At 68.8% G+C, this 21,713-nt stretch carries 17 protein-coding genes; 5 read left to right on the forward strand and 12 right to left on the reverse strand.

Going from position 1 to position 21,713, the window contains the following annotated elements; all coding sequences use genetic code 11:
• Window position 1 precedes the first annotated feature (1 nt).
• Window positions 2-973 carry an Rpn family recombination-promoting nuclease/putative transposase gene (locus IM660_RS13705; RefSeq protein ID WP_193496293.1) on the reverse strand — a complete coding sequence of 324 codons (972 nt, stop codon included), beginning with the start codon at window positions 971-973 and terminating at the stop codon, window positions 2-4.
• 95 nt (window positions 974-1,068) lie between these two features.
• Between IM660_RS13705 and IM660_RS13710 the strand changes: the two genes are divergently transcribed.
• Window positions 1,069-1,272 carry a type II toxin-antitoxin system ParD family antitoxin gene (locus IM660_RS13710; protein WP_193496295.1) on the forward strand — a complete coding sequence of 68 codons (204 nt, stop codon included), beginning with the start codon at window positions 1,069-1,071 and terminating at the stop codon, window positions 1,270-1,272.
• Here the strand turns inward: IM660_RS13710 and IM660_RS13715 are convergent.
• The 5 genes from IM660_RS13715 to IM660_RS13735 all read right to left on the reverse strand — a co-directional run bounded on the left by IM660_RS13715 (window position 1,239) and on the right by IM660_RS13735 (window position 9,346).
• On the reverse strand, window positions 1,239-2,705 hold the full coding sequence (locus IM660_RS13715) for an arylsulfatase (RefSeq protein ID WP_210768985.1): 1,467 nt from the start codon (window positions 2,703-2,705) through the stop codon (window positions 1,239-1,241). The two genes, IM660_RS13710 and IM660_RS13715, sit on opposite strands and share 34 nt — an antisense overlap.
• 23 nt (window positions 2,706-2,728) lie before the next feature.
• Complete coding sequence (locus IM660_RS13720) at window positions 2,729-4,588, reverse strand: sulfatase (RefSeq protein ID WP_193496299.1); 1,860 nt, start codon at window positions 4,586-4,588, stop codon at window positions 2,729-2,731.
• Between the two features lie 74 nt (window positions 4,589-4,662).
• The gene (locus IM660_RS13725; RefSeq protein ID WP_193496301.1) at window positions 4,663-5,895 is read right to left on the reverse strand and encodes a hypothetical protein; all 1,233 of its coding nucleotides are present in this window, start codon (window positions 5,893-5,895) and stop codon (window positions 4,663-4,665) included.
• A gap of 151 nt (window positions 5,896-6,046) precedes the next feature.
• Window positions 6,047-8,323, reverse strand: a complete 2,277-nt coding sequence (locus IM660_RS13730) for a PQQ-like beta-propeller repeat protein (RefSeq protein WP_193496303.1) — start codon at window positions 8,321-8,323, stop codon at window positions 6,047-6,049.
• Between the two features lie 138 nt (window positions 8,324-8,461).
• Window positions 8,462-9,346, reverse strand: coding sequence for a dihydrodipicolinate synthase family protein (locus IM660_RS13735; protein ID WP_193496304.1), 885 nt, complete (start codon window positions 9,344-9,346; stop codon window positions 8,462-8,464).
• 268 nt (window positions 9,347-9,614) lie between these two features.
• Between IM660_RS13735 and IM660_RS13740 the strand changes: the two genes are divergently transcribed.
• On the forward strand, window positions 9,615-10,703 hold the full coding sequence (locus tag IM660_RS13740) for an Rpn family recombination-promoting nuclease/putative transposase (RefSeq protein ID WP_193496306.1): 1,089 nt from the start codon (window positions 9,615-9,617) through the stop codon (window positions 10,701-10,703).
• A 118-nt stretch (window positions 10,704-10,821) separates the two neighbouring features.
• Here IM660_RS13740 and IM660_RS13745 read toward each other — a convergent pair whose 3' ends face one another.
• The 6 genes from IM660_RS13745 to mtrA all read right to left on the reverse strand — a co-directional run bounded on the left by IM660_RS13745 (window position 10,822) and on the right by mtrA (window position 18,390).
• Entirely contained in the window at window positions 10,822-12,051 is a 1,230-nt protein-coding gene (locus tag IM660_RS13745; RefSeq protein ID WP_193496308.1) for a winged helix-turn-helix domain-containing protein, read from the reverse strand.
• Between the two features lie 383 nt (window positions 12,052-12,434).
• Entirely contained in the window at window positions 12,435-13,121 is a 687-nt protein-coding gene (hpf, locus tag IM660_RS13750; protein ID WP_193496310.1) for a ribosome hibernation-promoting factor, HPF/YfiA family, read from the reverse strand.
• 174 nt (window positions 13,122-13,295) lie between these two features.
• Window positions 13,296-14,084, reverse strand: a complete 789-nt coding sequence (locus IM660_RS13755; protein ID WP_193496312.1) for a ComF family protein — start codon at window positions 14,082-14,084, stop codon at window positions 13,296-13,298.
• A 162-nt stretch (window positions 14,085-14,246) separates the two neighbouring features.
• Entirely contained in the window at window positions 14,247-15,950 is a 1,704-nt protein-coding gene (locus IM660_RS13760; protein ID WP_193496314.1) for an LpqB family beta-propeller domain-containing protein, read from the reverse strand.
• Window positions 15,947-17,710 (reverse strand): MtrAB system histidine kinase MtrB, encoded by a 1,764-nt coding sequence (gene mtrB, locus IM660_RS13765; protein ID WP_246464950.1) that lies wholly within the window; start codon window positions 17,708-17,710, stop codon window positions 15,947-15,949. The genes IM660_RS13760 and mtrB overlap by 4 nt, the downstream gene beginning before the upstream one ends.
• Window positions 17,707-18,390, reverse strand: coding sequence for an MtrAB system response regulator MtrA (gene mtrA, locus IM660_RS13770; RefSeq protein WP_193496316.1), 684 nt, complete (start codon window positions 18,388-18,390; stop codon window positions 17,707-17,709). Before mtrA ends, mtrB begins: the two co-directional genes overlap by 4 nt.
• 91 nt (window positions 18,391-18,481) lie before the next feature.
• Between mtrA and IM660_RS13775 the strand changes: the two genes are divergently transcribed.
• From IM660_RS13775 to IM660_RS13785, 3 genes are read left to right on the forward strand one after another with little or no spacing between them, the layout of a single operon-like run.
• Window positions 18,482-19,681, forward strand: a complete 1,200-nt coding sequence (locus IM660_RS13775; protein ID WP_193496318.1) for a DUF7847 domain-containing protein — start codon at window positions 18,482-18,484, stop codon at window positions 19,679-19,681.
• 4 nt (window positions 19,682-19,685) lie between these two features.
• Window positions 19,686-20,366 (forward strand): DUF4129 domain-containing protein, encoded by a 681-nt coding sequence (locus tag IM660_RS13780; RefSeq protein ID WP_193496320.1) that lies wholly within the window; start codon window positions 19,686-19,688, stop codon window positions 20,364-20,366.
• Window positions 20,363-21,544 carry a DUF4350 domain-containing protein gene (locus IM660_RS13785; protein WP_193496321.1) on the forward strand — a complete coding sequence of 394 codons (1,182 nt, stop codon included), beginning with the start codon at window positions 20,363-20,365 and terminating at the stop codon, window positions 21,542-21,544. Before IM660_RS13780 ends, IM660_RS13785 begins: the two co-directional genes overlap by 4 nt.
• Window positions 21,545-21,713: the final 169 nt, after the last annotated feature.

The following is a 21,713-nucleotide window of genomic DNA, read 5'->3' on the forward strand; positions in this document are numbered from 1 at the left end:
TTCAGCGCAGGACGGCTTCGATGGTGTCCGCGGTCAGGATCCGGTCGGTCCAGGTCTCGAGCTGATCGATCGACGCCCCTTGAATGCGGGCCGTCTGCTCCGTGGTGAGCGGGCCGAATTTCTGGGTCAGCAGGCGGGCCAAGGTCGCGGCTTGCCCTTCCGCTCGGCCAAGGGCGATTCCCTGCTCCAGTGTGGTTGCCATGTATGCCTCCTGTGCATCGGGCCCGAGCTGACGAAAGAACTGCCGCAACGCCGCTGGTGGGGTCTCACTCACCCGGCCCACGTAGTCAATGATACGTCCAAAGGTCCCGTCCACGCGGTCTCGGCGCACCAGCACCTGCAGGTCAGCAGCGAACCGGGCGAGCACCCGGACGAGGTTGGTGTTTCCGGGTGCGAACGTGAGCATCGCCAACGTCACTCGGGCCTCCGGGGTCAACGGCGCGCCCCTGAGCGCCGCAGCGTCAACCTGCGTCAGATCCTGCAGCAGAAACTCATACCGCGGCAGAAACCGCTCCAACGCCTGCCCGATCTCAGCATCGACGTCATACAGGCCGTCGAGGCTCGTGGGCGCCGACCACCGTCGCGACGCGTGATGGTAGATCACCACCGGCAACACCGGAGGTAGTCGCGGCGGCCCCTCCAGCCCGGAGAGATGCTGGCGCCAGATTCGGGTGGTGTACTCCAGCATCCGCAGGGGCATCAACGCATCCGCGCTGGATTGGTGCTCGATGACGACGTACACGTATCCGTTGCGCCCGTCCACGTCGGCCGTGAATAGCAGATCACTGTGACACCACCGCAAATCGGGGTCCACGAAGCTTGCCGGCGAGGCCCGCAGACTTCCCAGGTCCAGACGATCGCTCACGCCCGCAGGAAGCACCGACGCCAGCACCGAGGCAGCATTCACCGGCACGCCCACCACTCCGCGGAAGAGCCCATCATGGGGGCTGGTCCCCTCATGTCGCTCGGTCATGTCGATACCGTAGGCGGCATCACTCATGGACGCTGCCGTTATCCGCAGGCGACGATCTGACAGTCCTCAAGCAACGCTCTTGGTACCGTTCGACAATGGTCACCAAGCGACTCCTGGAGGACGGGAAGACCCAGCTGGGAGCACTCCGCTCGGCCCTGATCAGCGGAGAGCAGAGCGGCGAGGCGGAGCCGTTCGACCTCGATGAGTTCGTGGCCGACAGGGTTAGACAGGGTGAGGAAATGACCACCGGCACCCAGCCGCCGAGTCAGACCCCGTGCCGGGCGAGGCGCTGGGCGTAGTGGGGTGAGACCAGTGGCGGGCCGTCCCCGCGCGGGATCATCCGTCCGTTCTCGGTCCAGCCGCAGTCGCGTGCTTCGAAGATCTCCACGAGCCTGCGGCGCCAATGCTCGAGTGCGTCCGTATGCGCCTGGTCTGCGGCGAGGTCCCTCTCCTCGTGCGGGTCATTGACCAGGTCGAACAGCCGCTCGGCGCCGTCCTGGGCAAACCAGATGTACTTCTGCTTGCCGTCGGTGAGGTACTGCATTTCCTGGCTGGCGTCGTAACAGGTGGAGTGCTCACCGTGGACCGCCTCCCGCCACGGGGCACCAGGATCAGCAAGCACCGGCAGCACGCTGCGGCCATCGACACTCTCGGGAACCTCGATCCCGCAGGCCTCGAGGATCGTCGGCATCACGTCCTGGAGGCAGACGGGCGCCTCGCTCCGCGTCCCGGGCTCGATACCGAACTGTTCCCGGATCGCCTGCGGCAGCACGACGAACAACGGAATGTGGGCCGACCCCTCATAGGCGTAGGTCTTGCGCCACAGATGGTGGTCGCCCTGCATGTCACCGTGGTCGGAGGTGAACACAATGATGGTGTTTTCCAGGAGTCCCTGGCGAGCGAGATTGAACCGGATTCGCCCGATCTGCTGGTCGATGTGGGTGATCGTGCCGTAGTAGCCGGCGCGGCTGCGGCGCACCTGCTCGGCGCTGCGCACTCCCCGCCACGCATCCGGTGCCCAGCTGGTCACGGCATGGGCTGCTGCCCAGTCCCCGATCCAGGGCTCGGGCAGATCAGCATCCAGGTACTGGTTCAGCAGCGGCTCCGGCGGGTCGTACGGTGAGTGCGGCCGGGCGAAAGACGTCATCAGGAAGAACGGCTTCGACGGGTCCCGCCGCCGCAGGAAATCGATCGACTCCGTCGCCGTCCAGTAGGTCGGATGCTGACGCTCGGCCAGGTGCCACGCCCGGCTGTGCAGCGAGTTCCAGCCGACGCCGTGTGAGTCCGCACTCGCATCGGGCACCTCACGCTGCAGCCAACGGTCGTAGTCCGACAGCGTGTCCGGGTGCTCGCGCCGCCCGCACTCGTCCAGCACGGTGTGATGGAAGCCGATGAGGTCGCGCTGCGGGTGCACATGCAGCTTGCCCACCGCCTGCGTGTGATAGCCGGCCCGTGCCAGCGACTCGGGCAACGTGTTCTCGAGGCACTGCGCCGGACCCTGCCCCTCCCCCATGCCGAGGATCCCCGTATGCCAGGGGTCCTGTCCGGTCATCAGGCTCGCTCGTGCCGGGATGCACGAGGGGGTCGCACTGTAGGCATGCTCGAACCAACTCCCTTCGGAGGCGAGCTGGTCGAGATTAGGAGTCTCGACGACGGTGTTACCGGCGTAGCCCATCGAGTCCCACCGCTGCTGGTCGGTCATCACGAACCAGACGTTGGGACGTTCGGTCACGGCGCTCCTTCCTTCGGCGTCGGTCATCGCAACGGGGCCAGCGCGGCCAGATCGTCAGCGATCGCTATGAGTGCGGCCGCCGGGAGCGTGCCTGAGGCAGCCAGGTCCATCAGTGTGGTGACCGGTGAGACCGTCAGCAGCTCGGTCTGTGCCAGGCCGGGCGCATGTGCGGCAAGCGTGTCGCGCGTGTGTGGCTCGGCCAGCATCTCCGCGACCGGGCGGTCCAGGTCGGCGCGAGCCGGATGCCCGTTCAGATCGGGCAGTGGTTGCGCGGTGGCGGCGGCGCGTTCGGCGTCGCGGCCGATCATGAGGTGCTCGGTTCCCACGGGCCCCTCGGCCGGCAACCCCAACCGGGCGAACTGACTCGCCGGCGCATCGTTCTCACGCATCAGCCGCACCAGCAGATCCAGCATGCGCAACTCCACCTCGTCGTCGAGGAGTGGCTCGCGCTGCTGCGGATCGCGCTCCACGTCGAAGAGCAACGTCCCGTGCGGCCACGGGTTCATCCACCGGGTCGGCGTCTCCATGCGCATCGTCCGCAGCCCCTGGGTGAACGCGAACGGCTCCGCGGGTTCCCACGCGGCCAGCTCGCTCGCGGGGAACCGTTCGTGCATGTGCGTGGGCATCAGGGTGAACTGCTCCAGCGGGGCGTTCGACGGCGTCGCAGCCGAGCGCATATACACGTACCTGCCGTCGGTGACGTTCACGTGTCCGCCGTGGATGCCGAACAGACCACCCTCGCGTTCGGCGAGGGTGCCGGCACCCGCGTCAGCGGCTCGAACGGCACCGCCATCCGCACCAGCCTCGCCCACTGCACCAGCCTCGCCCACTGCACTGGTCAGTCCCAGATCCTTGCCCTGCATGCTCTCCGGTGGCGTCAGCCCGAAGTAGCGCAGCAATGTGGGGGCGATGTCGATGGTCTGAGCCACCGCCGTCGGGGGCGGCGATCCCCCAGGTGAGCGCGGGTCCCATAGGAAGAACGGCAGGTGGACGAGCTCCTCGAACCAGGGCATCACGGTCTTGGCCCACCAGCCGTGCTCACCGAGCAGGAACCCGTGGTCGGTGTTGACGATGAGCATCGTGTCCTCCCAGAGGTCATACTCATCCATCGCATCGAGGACCCGGCCCAGCGAGCGGTCGCACATGGAGACCAAGGCGGCATACTCGCGGCGGACGTGCTCGAGCTGGTCCGCCGGCTCGGTGACCTTCCGGTACTCCGGCCAGTCGGTCCCCGCCTCCGGCGACGCCGAGCCGTCATGATCCGCTGGGTACAGGTCCTTGTACTGCTGGTGAGTGAAGAACGGTTCGTGCGGATCGAACAGTTCCAGCTGGAGCAGCCACTCGTCCGCTGCGTGATTCGCCTCGAGGAACTCCAGCCCCGCGTCGACCGTCCTCGTCTGCACATGTTCGGCCTCGGTGGGCATGTAGGTGCGGTTGATCCGGTCCTGCACCCTGGCCCGCTCATGCCCGCCAGCACCGCGCGGTCCGGACTGCACGACCGCCTTCCACGGGTCACCCTCCTGCCCGCGATGGAAGTCCCAGGTGGTGTAACGCGTGTGATAGGTCGCTCCGCCGTCCTCCCAGTAGTGGGGATGATCGGAGACGAGGTGGCTGTGCACGCCCGCGTCCCGGAGGATCTGCGGCATCGACTCGTCGAACGGCTCCAACGGCCCCCAGCTGCGATGCAGGAAGTTGTACCGGCCGGTGTGCAGCTCACGCCGAGCGGGGATACAGGGAAGCGATCCCGCGTAGAACTTCTCGAACCGGGTAGCACGCCGGGCCAGCCGCGCGAAGTTCGGCGCCTGTACCCACGTCTGCGGATCGTAGGGCGGCAGCATGTGCCGGTTCAGGCTGTCGAACATCAGCATGATGGCGCGCTTCATCGCATCTCCCTCATCGTCGATTCACCGGGCGCTTCCATGCACGCACCGGATCCATGGTCTCCGGAACTCGTGGACTACAGATGCAGCAGGTACTGCGTAAGCGGCCTCCCGCTGGACTCTCGTGCCTCGTTTCCCACCCGTTCGGCATACCCTCCGCGTTCCAGCCGCTGCAGCATCCGCCGTGCGGTCCGCAGCTGCACGTCGAGCGCCTCGGCAACCACTCGGGAGGTCAGCGGCTCGTCCGGATGGCTGTGAGCCAGCTCGCGCAGACGCGTCAAGGTCTGCAGCGCCACGCCCACCCGGGTCGCGATGGTGCCCAGTGCCGGAGCCTCCTGCTCCGCGGGCGCCTCACTGTTCTCGGAACCGGCACCAAGAGCGAGGTCCACATCGTTGCGGAACGAGACCACCGCCGTCGGACCCGGATGTGCTCGGGCGCGGTTGAGTGCCCGGCGCGCCAGCTGTTCGGCCTCCAGCGCCGTGCGTCCCACGCCGAACCCGGCGTTGGCACTGATGCCGGCCTCCGACAGCCGCCGTAGCAGCGGTGGCTGGGAGAATTGGTAGGAGGCGATCGCCAGGGCGCCACGTGTGGTGACCAGGAGCATCTCCCCCGTCTCAGCCATGGCCACCGTGCCCGCGAGTGCCGTGGCCTGTGCCCTGAGGAACGGAGCCGCCCGGGTCATGTCGTCAGCGGCCAGCAGCCCCACCGCCACTTGTGAGTCCTCGCTCACCTGGCTGTTGATCGTCAACGTCAACCGGCTGATCGCCGTCCGGATCGCGTTCTCCGACGGCACCAGCCGGATGATGGAGATCTCCTCACGGAGTGCCTCGTACACGCTGGAGACACAGGTGATGGCCGTCCAGGAGTCATCCGGGTTGGAGCGATGGAAATCGATCAACTGCGAGACCCGCTGGTCCACCCGGTGCGGGAGGGATCGCGGCCGGTCCGGGGGCAAGCCCACCGCATCCGCGATCTCCCGCAGCTCTGGAATGCCCACCGTATCGATGGAGGTACGGGCGATATCGCGCCCTTCCCGGGCCAGGCGCACCCACGATCGCAGCACCGTCTCCCGGGTGTAGTCGACGAACGCGGCCGGCCGGCTCGTCGATCCCTTGGCGAGTGTGTAGGGGACGATGCCGGTGAACAGCCAGGCATCGACCGACGAGGCGTTCTCGCGCACGATGTCGGACGTCTCGGACTCGTGGGCGTACGGGAGCGTGACGGCATCGAGTCCCGACATCTCACTGACCGACTCGGCCACGGCTGGTGCGAGATCGGCCGGGCCGACGACGCCCACGACCGGTGTCATGTGTCCCCCGTTCTGCGACTGTTGCAGGTGCCGTTCATCGTGCCATACGCGCCGCCGTCGCCCGCGGTACCCCGCCGACTGCGGGGCCGGACAGCAGCGCCCGGCAGGGCGACGAGTTCCGTCGCCCTGCCGGGCACCGCGAGCGCTGTCCTCACCAGAACGAGTGGTATCCCACCTCCGAGGAGTTCCACGCGTCGTCGATGGCCCGGTACTCCAGCTCCGCGCCGGGGACCACCACGATCGGATCCTCTCCGTCGTAGGACTGCCAGTCGCCGTTGTCGACTCGGTAGTCGATACGAGGCGCATCGTCCTGGTCGTCGGTCGCAGTGAGCCACACGGCCGCTCCACGCGCGTCGACCGTGACCTCGGGGGCTGTCACGTCCTCAGGCAGGTCGTAGCGGGCGAGGCGAGTGCCCTGGCTGATGACGTACAGATCGCCGTAGCGATCCTGAGCCAGCTCGTGTACCTGCGTGACGCCGTCGCTGCGGCCACTCTCGGCCCCATAGAGACTGGTGACCTCGCCGGTGACCTGGTCGAGAACGAACAGCCGGTCGGCCACCGATCCGAACAACCGGCCGTGATCGAAGAGCAGCCGGTCGTTGTCGCCGAAGCGGTCGATCGGGGCGTCGGAATCGATCGTGACCGTGCGCAGGAGCGACTGGGTCTGCAGATCGAACTCGAAGACGGTCCGGCTGTCCGCGACGCCCCAGAGGTGGCCGTCGGCGTCGATGGCGAAGCCAGCCAGCGTCTCAGCCCCCGGGATCGGCGTGGCGGTCCACATTGTCTCCGTGCTCACTGGGTCCCAGGCGAACACCACGGCCTCATCGGTGACCGGGTCGATGCCGTACCCGCCTTCGATAGAGGTACCGCCGATGAGGATTCCCTCGTGCTGGACGAAGCCGACCGGGGTCTGGTCGGGCACCACGTCCCGGTACACGGTGTGGGTGCCCGCGTAGGGCTGCCACAAGGTGATCGCCCCGCCGTGCTCCCCGGGCTTTGGCACGGAAGCCACGGCCACGGTGTCCGGGACGGCGGTCAGCTCGATGAGGGACTGCGGGCGACTCACTCCGTTGCCGAGCTCCAGCGGCGGAGTGTCGGGGTTGCTGCCGTAGTTCCAGGGCAGCTCCGGGTCGTACAGGTAGACCGAGCCCTGCGGGTAGCGGCCAAAGATGACGTTGCCGTCGAACGTGCCCCAGCCCTCGACCTGGCTGGTGCCGTTAAGCAGCGCGATGCCCTCGCCGTCGGGGTCGTACTTGCCCGATCCGGGCGGGCTGAGGAAGGCTCCGGCGTAGATGTTGCCCAGGGGCCCGGCGCCGAGGCTGATCAGTGGTGCACCTGCGCCTTCGACGTCGGGGACGAGGTAGAAGCCCGCCCCGGTGGCCAGGTTCCAGCCGTAGGTGCGGCCGTCACGCCAGTAAGTGAGCGTCAGGTAGGGACCGGTTCCGTCGACATCCATCCACCCCCAGGACTCAGGCGTGGCGTTCGGGAACTTGCCCGTTCCGGTGATCTCCCCGGTGGCGAGGTCGTAGCGCTTCACCTCGCGCCCCTGGCGCAGGTAGACGGCGTCCGGATCCGTCGGTGAGACCGGTGAGACCCGGGCATTGGCGTCGGTGATCTCATCGACCCACTCGCCGGTGACGAGGTTGCGCACGTACATGCTGGTGGTGCTGACGAACATCAGATCGCCCCGTACGTCGAGAGCGGTGATGTTGTTCCCGCTGTGCCCGGCAGGCATGGCGATCTCGGTGAACGTACCGGTAGTCCGGTCGAACTCGGCCAGCTTGGCGTTGGCGTTCGTGCCGACGTAGATAGTGTCACCGACCGGGGCGATCGAGTTGATGTACTGCTCACCCGCGATCGCCTGACCGTGGTTGGTGAGCACTCCCGAATCCGGATCGACGGAGTACAGGGCTCCGGTCGGGTACCCGCCGATCCACGGCACGCCGTCCTCATCGACCGCCAGCCCCCACGCCCGGACCCCGGTGGGCAGTTCGGCCAGGTGCTCGACATCATCAGCGCCCGGCACATAGCGGTAGACATGGCCGACGTCGGACGTGCCGAAGTAGACCGTGCCATCGACCGGAGACACGTCGAGAGCCCGCTGGCTGCTCGCACCATAGGGCAGGCGGGTGCGCATCACGGTTTCCTCCGTACGCAGATCGACGACGGCGAACTCCGCCGTGACGTTCTGGTTTCCGGAGACGACGTAGTAGCCGTAGGGGACGCCGTCGGGACCCATATCGGTGGCTGAGGCGAGCACCTGGGTCTTGCGGACGGCCTCCCCGAGGTGAGTGACCGGATCGCTGGCTGCGACCTCGGTGCTCACCGCAGGCGGTGGCCCGGAGTTCGCCGTTGCCGGCGCGGCGGCCCCGATCAGCATGGCGGCCGAGGCTGCCAACGCGATCGTGGTGGATGGGCGGATTCTCATACTGCACTCCTTCGTCGTCATCGACTGCGGTGCGACCGCATCACGCCGAGTCTGGGTTTAACGGTCCGGACCGAAATTAGCGGATCCTATGGAGCCGTGTCAACGACCGCTCGGTGTCAGCGCAGGGTCAGCGCAGGGTCAGACCCCGCGCACCGCACACGCGGCGACGTGCACCACCTGGTCCCGCTCGCTATCGCTGAGTTCATCCGGACGCGAAAGATCATGCGCGAACTCGGCCGGGATGCGGCCTTCGGCAGCAGCGATCCACGCCATGCGCTGGACATACCCGTCGAATGGGTCGCAGAAAGTCGCCTCGGCGAGCGCATCGAGTGCGCGGGAGGTGCCCACGAGCCCCTCCCCCGTGCGGAACGCCCGCAGTGCGCGCACGGTGACACTCGTCGCCGCAGCGCCCAGGCCGACGAGCGCGCCGGTAGCACCCCAGAGCAAGGACGGCACGAACATCCTGTCCTCACCGGTCAGCACCGGCACACCCTGTCGCTGCGCTGCGCGGATCCCGCTCTGGCAGGCGATCGCGTCGTGCATCCGCGCGGGTTTGAACGCACGCACAGCCGGGTGGGCCAGTACGGCCGCGCGCGTCGAATCGTCGTAGGGATGCAGGTAGAGGTCGAAGCCGATCAACGGCAACCCACTCGACTGCGCGATCTCGTCGAGCCGCCGCACCTCGTTCCCGGGGTCGAGCGTGTGCTCGGGCGCGATCAGGAGTGCGGTCGCCCCAGCGCGCGCAGCCTCATGGGGCCACGCCGGGTCGTCACCCGGCCACACCGCCGTGACCACCTGGCCGCTGACATCGCGAGCGCACGAGATGAGCTCCGAGCGTGCCTCGATGCCCAGGCGGTCGCCACGCCCGGTGTGCACAGCCACTGCCAGTCCATCGACCCCGTCCTCGACCACACTGGCGAAGTAATCCCGTGCCACCTCACGATCGATCGAACCGTCGGCCGCCGTCGGCGTCAGCACCGCGGCCAGACAGGCGGTCGGTGTCAGCGGAGCCGGTTCGATCACCTGCTCGAGTATTCCAGTTCGCCCGATCCTGGCAATGCGCCGACCGGGTCCCGTCCTCAAGGGCCGATCTTTCGACCCCTTCTCCGGTTTCGTCCTGATTCTCTGGCCCCTGGAGCACGGCTGACTCGTTGGGCCAGGACAGTGGGGTTTGCCGCAGCTGGCGCGCTGGATCCGGCCGCGGTGCGGGGCGGCGGCGTGATGACTGGTTGTTCACAGCCCCCGGGCACTCGATCAGCGGCCGGTCGGCCCGGGTACCTACGGTGAGCGAATGCCCGATGACCACCACCCTCACACCGAGCCACCACACGCCAACGAGCCGCATACCAACGAGCCGCGTACCGGCGGGCCGACCAGGCCAGAGAGCCCCCACGATGCGGTCTTCCGTGGTGTGGTCGGGCGACCTGAGCACGCGGCTTCGCTGCTGCGCACGGTCCTCCCCGAGGCGCTCAGTGCTCGGATCGACCTCGACCGGCTGACCCAGGTGTCGGGCAGTTTCGTCGATGCCCGGATGAAGTGGCGCCACGCCGACGTGCTGTTCACCGCCCCCGTCGACGAGCGTGAGGCTTACGTGTATGTGCTGATTGAGCACCAGTCCCGTCCAGATCCATTGATGGCGTTCCGGTTGCTGGAGTACACGGTCCGGATCTGGCGTCACCACCTCAACCGACACCGGAACGCCACCCGGCTGCCGGCCGTGCTTCCGGTCGTGGTTGCTCACAACCCGAACCATCCCGACCGGCCCTGGTCGGCACCAACCAGCTTGACTGACGTTCTCGACCTCGAACCAGGTACTGCGGAGGCGATGGCACCGCACCTGCCCCGGTTGGAGTTCCTCCTTGACGACCTCGCCACCGTCGACGTGGAGGCGTTGCGTGGGCAGCCGTTGACTCCGGAGGCGCGACTGACGTTGGTGGTCCTCAGGAACGCCAGCAGTGATCCTCATCTGAAGGATGACCTGCAGACCTTCATCGAGGACCTGGCTGCGATCGTCGGACGTTCTGGTGTGAATGATTCCGGCGAAGAAGGCCTGCTCGGACTTATCATGAGATACGTCCTCCTGGTCGGCCAAGCACCACCAGAAGACTACGAAGCGTTGTTCACCCGCATCGGACCGACCGCACGGGAGGCTTACATGACCAGCACCGCCGACCAGTACATCCAACGAGGCCTGGAAGAAGGTCGGGTCGAAGGTCGGGTCGAAGGCCGGGGCGAAACCCTTACCCGTCTGCTGACCCAGAAGTTCGGCCCCCTCCCCGAACACCATCAGGACCGGATCCAGCACGCCAGCCTCGACGAGCTCGACACCTGGACCGACCGAATCCTCACCGCCCCCACCCTCAACGACGTCTTCCGCTGAAGCCACGAGCTCGCCGGAACGTGGGCGGCATGAGCGTCGATATCCGCGCCCAGCACGGCATTCGGGCTGCAAGCGGGTCAGCGCCTGAGTGGAGGCAGCCGGTGCCGTCACCGAACCTTCACGCCGCCGCGAGCGCCCGCCCGACCGCCCCTGCAAGATCGCCCCGCAGGTCGGAATCCGGCAGCACCCGGTCCAGCCCGAGCCACCCGGCCATCTCCCGCAGTTCGGCCACGAGCTCCTCGACCGTCTCGCCCGGAGCCTCGGGCTCGGCGAACGCGGTTCGCACGAGCAGCGTGCCACGCTCGCGGTCGGCCTTTAGATCCACCCGGGACACGAGCCGGTCTCCCAGCAGGAACGGCAGCACGTAGTAGCCATGAGTGCGCTCCGCGGCCGGGGTGTAGATGCCGATGCGGTAGTGCATCCCGAACAACTCCAGCAGCCGGCGCCGTTCGAAGACGAGCGGGTCGAACGGGGCGAGCAGTGCCCGGCCGCGGGTGCGGCGCGGAACCCGGGCCTCACGGTGCAGCACAAGCGAGCGCTCCCATCCACGCACGCTCACCTCCTCCAGCACGCCGTCAGCCACGAGCTCGGCGATCGCCCGCTGCGCATCGGCCACGGGCACCCGGAAGTAGTCCGCCAGGCAGCGCGCGGTCCCGATCCCGTGCGCACGTGCCGCGATCTCCACCAGGGTGCGCACCGCCGTCGGGCGATCCGGAACAGGTGCGGCGAGCACAGCCGGCGGCAGTACCCGCTCGGGAAGGTCATAAGCCCGCTCGAACTGTGAGGTGCGGCGGGAAGCCATCACCCGGCCACGCGCGAAGTGTGCCTCCAGCGCCTCTTTCGCGATGGTCCAGTTCCAGCCCCAATGAACCTTGGGGCCGCTGCGGTGACCGAGGCGCTCGTGCACCTGCGCCGCCGTCAGCGGCCCGTCGGAACCGACGATGTCGAGCACTACCGTCATGGTCTCGGGATGTTCAGCCCACAGTCGGTCGTCCAATCGCCGCATCCGCGGGGAGTCCATCCGCCACCGCAGCGCCTGGTAGGTGTTCGGCGAGACGTAGGAGGCCTCGTGTGCCCAGTACTCCACGAGCCGCCGAGGTCGGGCGGGCGTCCCCCGCATCGCCCGGTCCAGCAGGGCGGGGTCGTAGTTGCCCAGACGCGCCTGTAGCGGCAGTAGATGGGCACGTGCCAGCACGTTCACCGAGTCGATCTGCAGCACTCCCAGCCGGTCGATGGTGCGCTGCAGGTGCGCCATCGTCGGCAGCGGCGGCCGCGGTGTGGATCGGTCGAGCAACTGCGCGGCCACGGCGATGCGGCGCGCCTGGCCGAGGGTGAGGGTGCGGGGCATGGGCGCCACAGTAGGAGATCGCACCGACACCAACCTCACCCGGGGTGAGTGCACCGTCGATGATCAGGCCAGGACCGACACCAACCTCACCCGGGGTGAGTGCACCGTCGATGATCAGGCCAGGACCGACACCAACCTCACCCGGGGTGAGTGCACCGTCGATGATCAGGCCAGGACCGACACCAACCTCACCCGGGGTGAGTGCACCGTCGATGATCAGGCCAGGACCGACACCAACCTCACCCGGGGTGAGTGCACCGTCGATGATCGGGCCAGGACCGACGTCATCCTCACCCCGGGCGAGGATGCTGCCGGTGACACGCAGCGGCGCCGGCCGACCCTCGCGGATCGACCGGCGCCGCCGGGCACGTCAGAGCCGAGCGTCAGGCTGTGGCCTCCACGTGCGCCAACTCGGTGGCCTCGTAGTTGAGCCGGATCACGCCATAGGTCCATCCACGGCGGTTGTAGACCACGCACGGCTGCATCGTCTCGGAATCGACGAACAGGTAGAACGGGTGCCCCACGAGCTCCATCTCCGCGAGCGCCTGGTCGACGGTCATCGGCGCGGTCTCGTGCACCTTCTGGCGGATCACCACAGGTGAGTCGCCCAGCTGGGCCTCGACCGCCACCCCGGGCTCCGTCGGAGCATGCGGGGTGAAGGCATCCTCGTCCTCAGGAACATGGTTGGTCGATTCCTGAGTCAGCGACTCCAGGTCCGTGAGCGCCTCCAGGTCCGGTGCAGGCATTGCTTCGGGGCGCCGTCCGTGGTGGGACTTGCGCCGGTCCCGAGCGCGTCGCAATCGCTCGAGAAGTTTCGCAGTGGCCAGATCGAGTGCGCCGTACCTATCCGACGCTGCCGCCTCCGCCCGCACCACCGGACCCTTGGCCCGGACGGTGAGCTCCACACGTTCGGCCCGCTCCGCCAGGCGCGGGTTGTTCTCGTGGGACACCTCGACGTCGACGCGCTGAGCGTAGGGAGACAGCTGCGGCACCTTGGCCAGCTTCTCCTCGACGTGGCGCCGGAAGCGTTCCGGCACCTCGGTGTGACGGCTGACCACAACGATCTCCATGACGAACCTCCACAGGTCTTTCTTGGCGTTCCCGCGGGCTGCTCACCCCGGGACGTGTGAATCGCCGCGTGCTGGTGACGCGGCGTCGTACTAGACGGCATCACCTCCCCTTCCCCGGCTCCGGCGGCGAGAAGTGCCGATCTCGGTAGCGGGGTGGAGCTCCATGACATGACGCTAGTCCACACCGGGCCGATCCGACAGTCGAAGCGCCGACGCATTCTCACCGGGCGCCGCAGTGGCCGCCAGCACCACCGCTCCGACCACGTTCGCACCCGCCCGCTGCAGGCTCACCCGGGCGGCGTCAAGGGTGGCACCGGTCGTGACGACGTCGTCCACCAGCAGGCACGCAGTGCCCGGCGGAAGCGGCCCCAGGCACCGCACGGCCGCTGCGGTCGTGCGCCGACGAGCACGTGCACCGAGCGCATGACCGGACCCGCCGCGGCGCCGCAACAGGTCAGCCACCCATACCGGCCGTGCGGACTCCTGCGCCAATGATGCTGCCACCGCCCGGGCAAGGGTCAGGGCCACCAGCCGTCGCCGCCACCGCCGCCGCCAGCCCGACGGCGCGGGCACCACCACCAACGCCGGATCACCGTGTTCGGGCACCGGATCGGCAAGCAGATCCGCAGCGAGACCGGCCGCTGCGCCGGCCATCAGTGCCGTCAGTGGCCGGTCCAGATCAGCTCGCCCGCCGGACTTCCAGGCAAGCACCACCCGCCGCACCGGTCCGGTGTAGTCGGCCAGAGTCCATACCGGAAGCCCGAGCGCCGGCAGCAGGTCATCGACTCCGAGGAACACCGTGCCCTCCTCGCACCGTCGCGGCGGCCCACTCAGCAGGCAAGTGCAGCGCTGGCACAGGGTGACGTCGGGTGCGTCACAGCCTGGGCAGTTGCGCGGCAGCACGAGCGCGAGCAGGTCGCGCACGGGGGCGAGGAGCCATGCCACGGTAGCGGTCGCCGTCATGGGGTCAGCGTGGCCCACGACGGCGCAGCTCGCCCTGGTCCACCCGCTCACTGTGGATACAGGTGCAGCAAGCAAGCCGGCGAGCGCCCCGGACGCGATCGACCGGTATGCGTCGGCCTGGGGCACCACACGCCCCGGGCCGACGTATCCCGGTCGATCCGGTCAGCCGGCGAAGGTGGGGTCGTGCGCCCCGGAGGCCACCTGCGCCCACCCGTTCCCCGACCGGCCGTAGAGCATCCCGTCCTCGGTGGTCAGGAACAGCTCGCGTTCACCGCTACCGGCGGCGATCCGGACCGTGCCCGCCACGCTGGGCAACCGAGTGAGGGGACCGCCGAGCGTCACCAGGTGCACCGTCTCGGTCTCACGGCTCGTGCCGAGCACCGCCACGGTGACCGGATCGACCCACACGACGTCGGTGATCTCCTCGATGCCGCGGGCGGGGGCCAGTGAGGCCCCGAGCCCCTCGGGGACGCCGTCGGCCGAGCGCACCACGGAGAACACCAGGAGCTGGCTTGCCCCCTCATCCTCGACCACGACGGCGAGCCGGGCGCCGTCACGACTGACGCGCAGTGCACGTACGTGCTGGTCCTCAAGCGTGGCAGCAGTCACCGTCAGGGATCCTCCCCCGGGCCGGACCACGACGAGCTCGCCCGGGTTGTCCTGCTCCCCGGTCCAGATCCATCCGCCGGGCCCGTAGGAGGGGGCGAGCAGCTCCCGTCCGGTGTAGAGCTGCTCCGCGCCCCGGTCGGCCGAGGGCACGGTGAGCAGGACCGAGCCGCTGGCCAACGCCACCACGGGCCCGTCGTCGTAGGGGACAGCCGGATCGGTCAGTGCCAGCTGCCCGAGGTCGACAGCGTCGGAAGCGGGCACCAGCTCTGAGCCGTTGAACGTGGCAAGCACGTCCTCGTCGGTGAGCACGAGGGGTGCTCGCCCGGCGGGCCGGTTCACCACGAGGTCGGTGCGCTCCTGGCCGTCCAACGGGACGCCGTCGACCGTCACAGTGGCCGACTGAACCTGCGGCAAGGCGGTGAGGGTCCGGCTGATCTGGGCCAGCAGCAGGCCGCGGTCATCGGTGCCGGCCGAACGCACCTCCGCGGTCAGCGGTACTGTCGCCACCCCGCCGGAGACGGTGACCGAATCGATGGAGAGCGCGGTACCGGCGGGAATCGCGGAGACGACGGCAGGGCTGAGCCATTCGGAGACGCCGGCGAGCAGGCTGCGCATCACATACGTGGCGGCGTTGCGCTGTGGGAACCAGCGCACGTCCGGCACCAGCGCCGTCTGGTCGGAGGAGACGAAGTAGAGCGCGGTCTGGCGGTAGAGCGTGCTGAAGTTGACCTCGGAGATGAGGATCCCGTCAGGCAGCGTGTCGATCCGCCACTCCCCGTCCTCGTCCTGTTCCAGCTCGTAGGTGAGCGTGCTGGTGGCGCCGGGGCTAGCCGGCGTGTACACCCCGACGGCGTCCACGGTGGCTGCCACTGTGGCGGTCACCTCGATCACGCCCTCCTCGGGCTCAGCGAACCTCAGCGGTGCGGAGCCGTCGTAGATGAGTACCTGCGCTGCCGGCGCCCAGGGCCCCTTCGCGGCATCGGTCAGGTACTCACGCGCCTGCACGTAGTCGTCGGAGCTGCCGGCCACGGCCGCCGAGTGGAAGCCGCGCACGATGCTGGCCGGTGGGTCGCCCGGGTTCGGGGCCTCACCGGCCACGTACCCGACCCCCTCGTCGATACCCGCCTCCACTCCTTCTTCGACAGGCCCGGAGGTGGGCACGCGTGCACATCCGGAGAGCACCAGCAGAGCCGCGATCGCCGCGGCAGCCACTGCACGAACCGGCCAGTACTCCCCCGTGCCACGCGCCTGCCTCATCGGTCCTCCTCCACTGCCTGCCCCGGCATCTCGCTGCCCTCCCACGGACCGAGCAACTCCCCTCGTGCCGGTGTCATCAGCGGTGGGAGCGCCGCTGGCCCTGCGGGATCTGTCTCTCGCACCGGTGGCTCCTCTGCGGGGTCGGGTCCCAGCGGCAGCGGCGGGGTGCCCACCTCCTGACCAGCGCGGCGTGGCACTGTGAGCCGGAACGCTGCACCGTCGCCGGGCCTGCCCCAGGCTTCCAGGGTGCCACCGTGCAGCCGTGCGTCTTCCAGGGCGATCGCCAGCCCGAGGCCGGTCCCGCCAAGGGTGCGCGTCCGAGCGGGGTCGGCCCGCCAGAAGCGGTCGAAGACGCGCTCGGCCTCGGGGACGGTCATCCCGATCCCATGGTCGCGCACGACCGCGGCGACGGCCGTGGCGTGCACACCCACGCGCACCTCGATCGGTTCGCCCTCACCATGCTCGACGGCATTGACGAGCAGGTTGCGCAGCACCCGCTCGACCCGCCGGGTGTCCATATCCGCCGTGCATGCCTCGTCGGGCATGTGCAGCACGATGTGCGACCCGCGTTCGGCGGCCAGCGGTTCGGTGATGCCGACCACCCGTTCGACCACGGTGCGCAGGTCAGCCTCCTCCACCTCCAGCACCGCAGCACCGGCGTCGAAGCGGGAGATCTCCAGCAGGTCCACCAGCAAGCTCTCGAACCGGTCCAGCTGTGTCTGTAGCAGCTCGGCGGAACGCGCCTGGATGGGCGGCAGATCAGCGCGAGCGCGATAGAGCACCTCGGCTGCCATGCGCACGGTGCTCAGCGGTGTGCGCAGCTCGTGGGAGACGTCGGAGACGAACCGCTGCTGCATGCGCGAGAGTGCCGCGAGTCGCTCGATCTGGTCCTGCAGGCTGGTCGCCATCTCGTTGAAGGAACGTCCCAGCCGCGCGAGCTCGTCGTGGCCGCGCACCTGCATACGTTCGGTGAGGTTGCCGTCGGCGAGCAGCTCCGCGGTCCGGGCGGCCTGCTGCACCGGGTCGAGAACGCGACGCGTGATGTACCACGTCATCACCACCAGCAGCAGGGCGAGGGTCACGGCACCCACGGCGAGCACACGCTGCAGCAGATCGAGCTGAGCCTGCTGGGCGGAGAGGGAGTAGACCATGAACAGCTGGTAGTTCCCTGCCACCGGGATCGTCACCGGCGATCCGACGACGATGCCGGGGACCTGCTCATCCGTGCTGCCCGGTAGCGCGATCGACTGCCACTGCTGGAAGTTCTGGTCGGCGATCTCGGCCTGCAGTTCCTCCTCGATCACGCTCCGCAGCGACTGGTCGGTGGCCGGGGGGAGGATGGCCGCCCCGGTCGTGGACCCCGGGGCGGGCAGGAGCAGCGCACCCTCGGAGTCGGCAGCCGTGGCCTGGATGGACTCCACCATGTCGTTGGCGAGCAGCTGGGCGTCCTGCGCGGTGCTCACCGTGGCACCGTCGAAGCGGCGTTGCGCCTGTTCGGCCCGGTTGGCAGCATCGACGAGCACCTGGTCCCGGCGTTGCTCGAACAGGCCGTCGCGCACCTGATCCGAGAGCACCGTGGCCAGCAGCGCGAGCGCCACGGTGCCCACCACCACGGTGAAGAAGGCCACGCGCAGGCGCAGTGACCTGCTCCAGGCCCGCCGGCCGAACCGGGTGTAGGCCATGGCCCGCGCACCGGCATGGCGCAACCGCCGTGCCACCGGGGCGCGTCCGTCACGGGCGACGGGTGGCGGACCGGTCACTGGACCGGGGTGCCCGCCCGGTACCCGACGCCTCGGACGGTCACAACCACGTGCGGGTTCTCCGGGTCGCGTTCGACCTTCGCCCGCAGCCGCTGCACGTGCACGTTCACCAGCCGGGTATCGGCCTGGTGCCGGTAGCCCCACACCTGCTCCAGCAGCACCTCCCGGGAGAAGACCTGCCAGGGTTTGCGTGCGAGGGCCACCAGCAGGTCGAACTCCAGCGGCGTCAGGCCGATGATCTCCTCACCGCGGCTGACCCGGTGGCCGGGCACGTCGACCACGAGGTCACCGATCAGCAACCGCTCGGCGCCGTCGGTCTCCCGGTTCCGCAGCCGCGCACGCACGCGAGCGACGAGCTCGGTGGGTTTGGCGGGTTTGGTGATGTAGTCATCGGCTCCCGCCTCGAGGCCCTCGACGACGTCGGTGGTCTCCCCCTTCGCCGTGAGCATGATGATCGGGACCCCGGACTCGATGCGGATCCGGCGGCAGATCTCGATGCCGTCCATCCCTGGGAGCATCAGATCGAGCAGGACAAGATCGGGTTGGACGGAGTGAAAGGCCTCCAATGCCTTGGAACCGTTCGAGCAGAACTCGGTCTCGAACCCCTCCGACTGCAGGACGATGCCGATCATCTCCGCGAGTGCGGCATCGTCGTCGACCACCAAGACGCGTGCGTTCATTCCCCTATCGTGACACTTCCTGTTCGCTGATGCCCGGACCGGCGCACGTGCGAAGATGGCAGTAGGGATCTGAAGCAGTGAGAGGAACGCGATGTCGTATCCGGGATCGCCGCCACCCCAGGGTGGCGGATGGGGCGCGCCGGACGCCGGTGCGGGCTGGGGAGCACCCAACCCGGGCGGGTATCAGCAGCAGCCGCCTCAGCATGGCCAGCAGCAGCCACCGCAGTACGGGCAGCAGCCCGGAGCGGGCCAGCCTCCCATGCCACCGGGAGGGCCGCCGTCGGGAGCCCCAGGTTCTGGGAATCCGGGTGGCTACGGGCAGTTCGGGCCCGCAGGTCAGGGAGGCTTCGATCCCCACAGCGGGTTCGCTCCGCAACCTGGGGTGATCCCGCTCCGGCCGCTCACGCTCGGTGAGCTCTACGACGGAGCCATCCGCTCCATCCGCGCCAATCCGGCCGTGATGTTCGCGCTCACGGCAGTGCTGGTCTCGATCTCCGTGGCGATCCAGGGGGTGGCCACCTGGGGGTTCTACGAGGATCTCAACTCGCTGATGCTCAACCCCGAAGACTCGGCACTGATGTCCGGCGACATGAGCAGCCTCTACTCCACCATGCAGAACGGTGTGCTCGGCTCACTCATCTCGTCGGCGGTCTCGTTCCTCGTCACCACGATCCTGACCGGACTGCTGATCCACTCGGTCAGCCAGTCGGTGATCGGCCGCAAGATGAGCCTGGGCGAGGTCTGGGCCGCCGTGCGCGGGCAGATCCTGCGACTGCTGGGCCTGAGCCTGCTGATCGGGCTGATGCTCACCGTAGTGCTCGGCGTGGCGATCGGCCTAGTGGCGTTGGCAGCGCTCACCCAGGAGGTCGCGCTGATCGTGATCGTGGGCCTGCTGTCGCTGCTGCTCGCCGTGGTCGGGGTGTTGGTGCTGCTGACATTCACCCTGCTCGCCACCCCGGCCCTGGTGCTGGAACGGGCGGGCATCCTGACGGCGCTGCGCCGATCCTTCACGCTGACGCGGCGGGCGTTCTGGCGCATCCTGGGGATCTACCTGCTCACTCAGGTGCTGGTGTTCGTGGTGGCCTCCGCAGTCAGTTATCCGATCGGGGCAGTCGGTGGCCTGTTCGGCAGCCTGACAGCGATCAACATCGCCAGTCTCATCGGAGCAGCTGTCACCCTCATCGTCACCACCCCGTTCGTGGCGGCGGTGACCGCGCTGCTGTACATCGACGTGCGGATCCGCACCGAGGCCCTGGACGTCGAGCTCGCCCGGGCCGCGCAGGGCGCCTGAGGCGATGCACCTTCCGACGGCATTGAGCACCCGTGAAATCCCGCTCACTCCCTCGGCGGACGAGGCGCGAGCGTGGGCCGAGGAGGAACTGCGCAAGGGCATCTACAACGATGACCCGACCCTGCTCGAACGGGTACTGGAATGGCTGCGGGGGCTGTGGGAGCAGATCACCGGGCTGGAAGGGACACTCGGTCCGGTGTTGGTGCCGGTGCTGGTCCTGGTGGCCGTCGGGGTGGTGGTGCTCGTGGCACTGCTGCTCGGTGGGCCGGTCCGCAGGCGGCGGTCCCGTACTTCCGGCGGTACCAGCGCAGCCGTACTGGATGGCGACGACCGCACGTCCGCCGACCTGCGTGACGCGGCCGAGGCGGCGCACGAGGCGGGCCGAGAGGCGCTCGCCGTGCTCGAGCGGTACCGCGCGATCGTGCGCTCGCTCGACGAACGCGCCATTCTCACCGACCGCGCCGGCCGTACCGCGCACGAGGCAGCCGTCGACGGCGGAGCTCGCCTGCCGTCAGTGGCCGACGACCTGATCGCGGCCTCCCACCTGTTCGACGACGTCGCCTACGGCGACGTCGAGCCCACGGGTGAGCAGTACCTGTGGCTGCGGTCGGTGGACGGGCAGGTCAGCCGCACCCGGCCGGAACGTCGAGCACGTGCCGGCGCGAAGGCGGTGGTCTCCTCGTGAGCACGATCACCGCCCGCGGCAGCCGTCTCGGCTCGAGGACCGATAGCGCCTCCGAGCGCAGATCGAACCGGCGTGGTCTGATCATCGTGGCCTGCGCAGTCGTCCTGCTGCTCGCCGGGACTATCGTGCTGAACCTGCTGGCTCCGCCGCAGAACAACGAACCGTACTCGTCCTCGAACCCGGAGCCTGACGGCGGCAGGGCCGCCGCACAGATCCTCGGCGAACACGGTGTGAGCGTGCAGGAGGTCACCACCACCCAGGCGGTGCTGGATGCCGCCGGGCCCGGCAGCACGCTGCTGGTCACCGATCCCGGGGCGCTGCGGGAAGCGCAGCAGGAGGCGCTGCGGGACGTACCGTCCGACATCGTGCTGACCAATCTCGACTTCGGATCACTTGAGGCCCTCACCGACCAGATCACCGCCACGGGCGGGGGCGCCGTGGGGACGTACACGGCCGAATGCACCGACGAGCACGCCGCAGCCGCGGGCGAGATCGTGACCTCGGGGCCTGGGGCGCTGGTGGGCGAGGACGCCGAGGGATGCTTCCCCATCGGCGACGACGACGCAGGCACCTCGTACGCCTTCGCCACGTGGACCGTCGGCAACCAGCGCTGGTATGCCATGCCCAACGCCTTCCCGCTCTCCAACGAGGGACTGCCGCAAGCTGGCAATGCTGCCCTGGTGCTGCGCATCCTCGGTCAGCACGATCGGCTCACCTGGTACGTGCCCGACCCAGCCGACCAGTTCGGTATCGACTCCGAGACAGGACCGCCCCCGGTGATTCCTCCGGCGGTGTGGTGGTTCGGAGCGCTGCTGACACTGGCCGTGGTGCTCTGGCGCGGCCGGCACCTGGGCCGGGTGGTGGTCGAGCCGTTGCCGGTCGTGGTGCGGGCGACCGAGACGATCCGGGGCCGCGGGCGGCTGTACCGGCGCGCCCGGGCGTTCGGACACGCCGGCGCCGCGCTCCGGGCCGGGACGGTGCGGAGACTCGCCCAGCGCACGGGCCTGCCTCGCACGGCTCAGCCCTACGAAGTGGTGGAGGCACTCGCCCGGGCGAGCGGCCGCCGTCCGGAGGAGATCGACTCGCTGCTGTACGGACCACCGCCCACCGACGATTCCACCCTGCTCTCGCTCACGCACGCCCTGGACACCCTGGAAGGTGAGGTTCACCGCTCATGACCGTTCCACCGGCAACACCGGACCACCCCGAGGCTCCCCGCCCGGAGTCTGCAGCTCAGCCACCACAGCATGAGCAGGCTGAACAGGAACAACTGCCACAGCAGCCGCAGCAGCTCCCGCAGCCGCAGGAGGCCTACCGCCCCGGGCAGGGCCAGCAGGGTGGCTACGG

This window comes from Ruania alkalisoli (genome assembly GCF_014960965.1).
In the GTDB taxonomy this organism is placed as follows: domain Bacteria; phylum Actinomycetota; class Actinomycetes; order Actinomycetales; family Beutenbergiaceae; genus Ruania; species Ruania alkalisoli.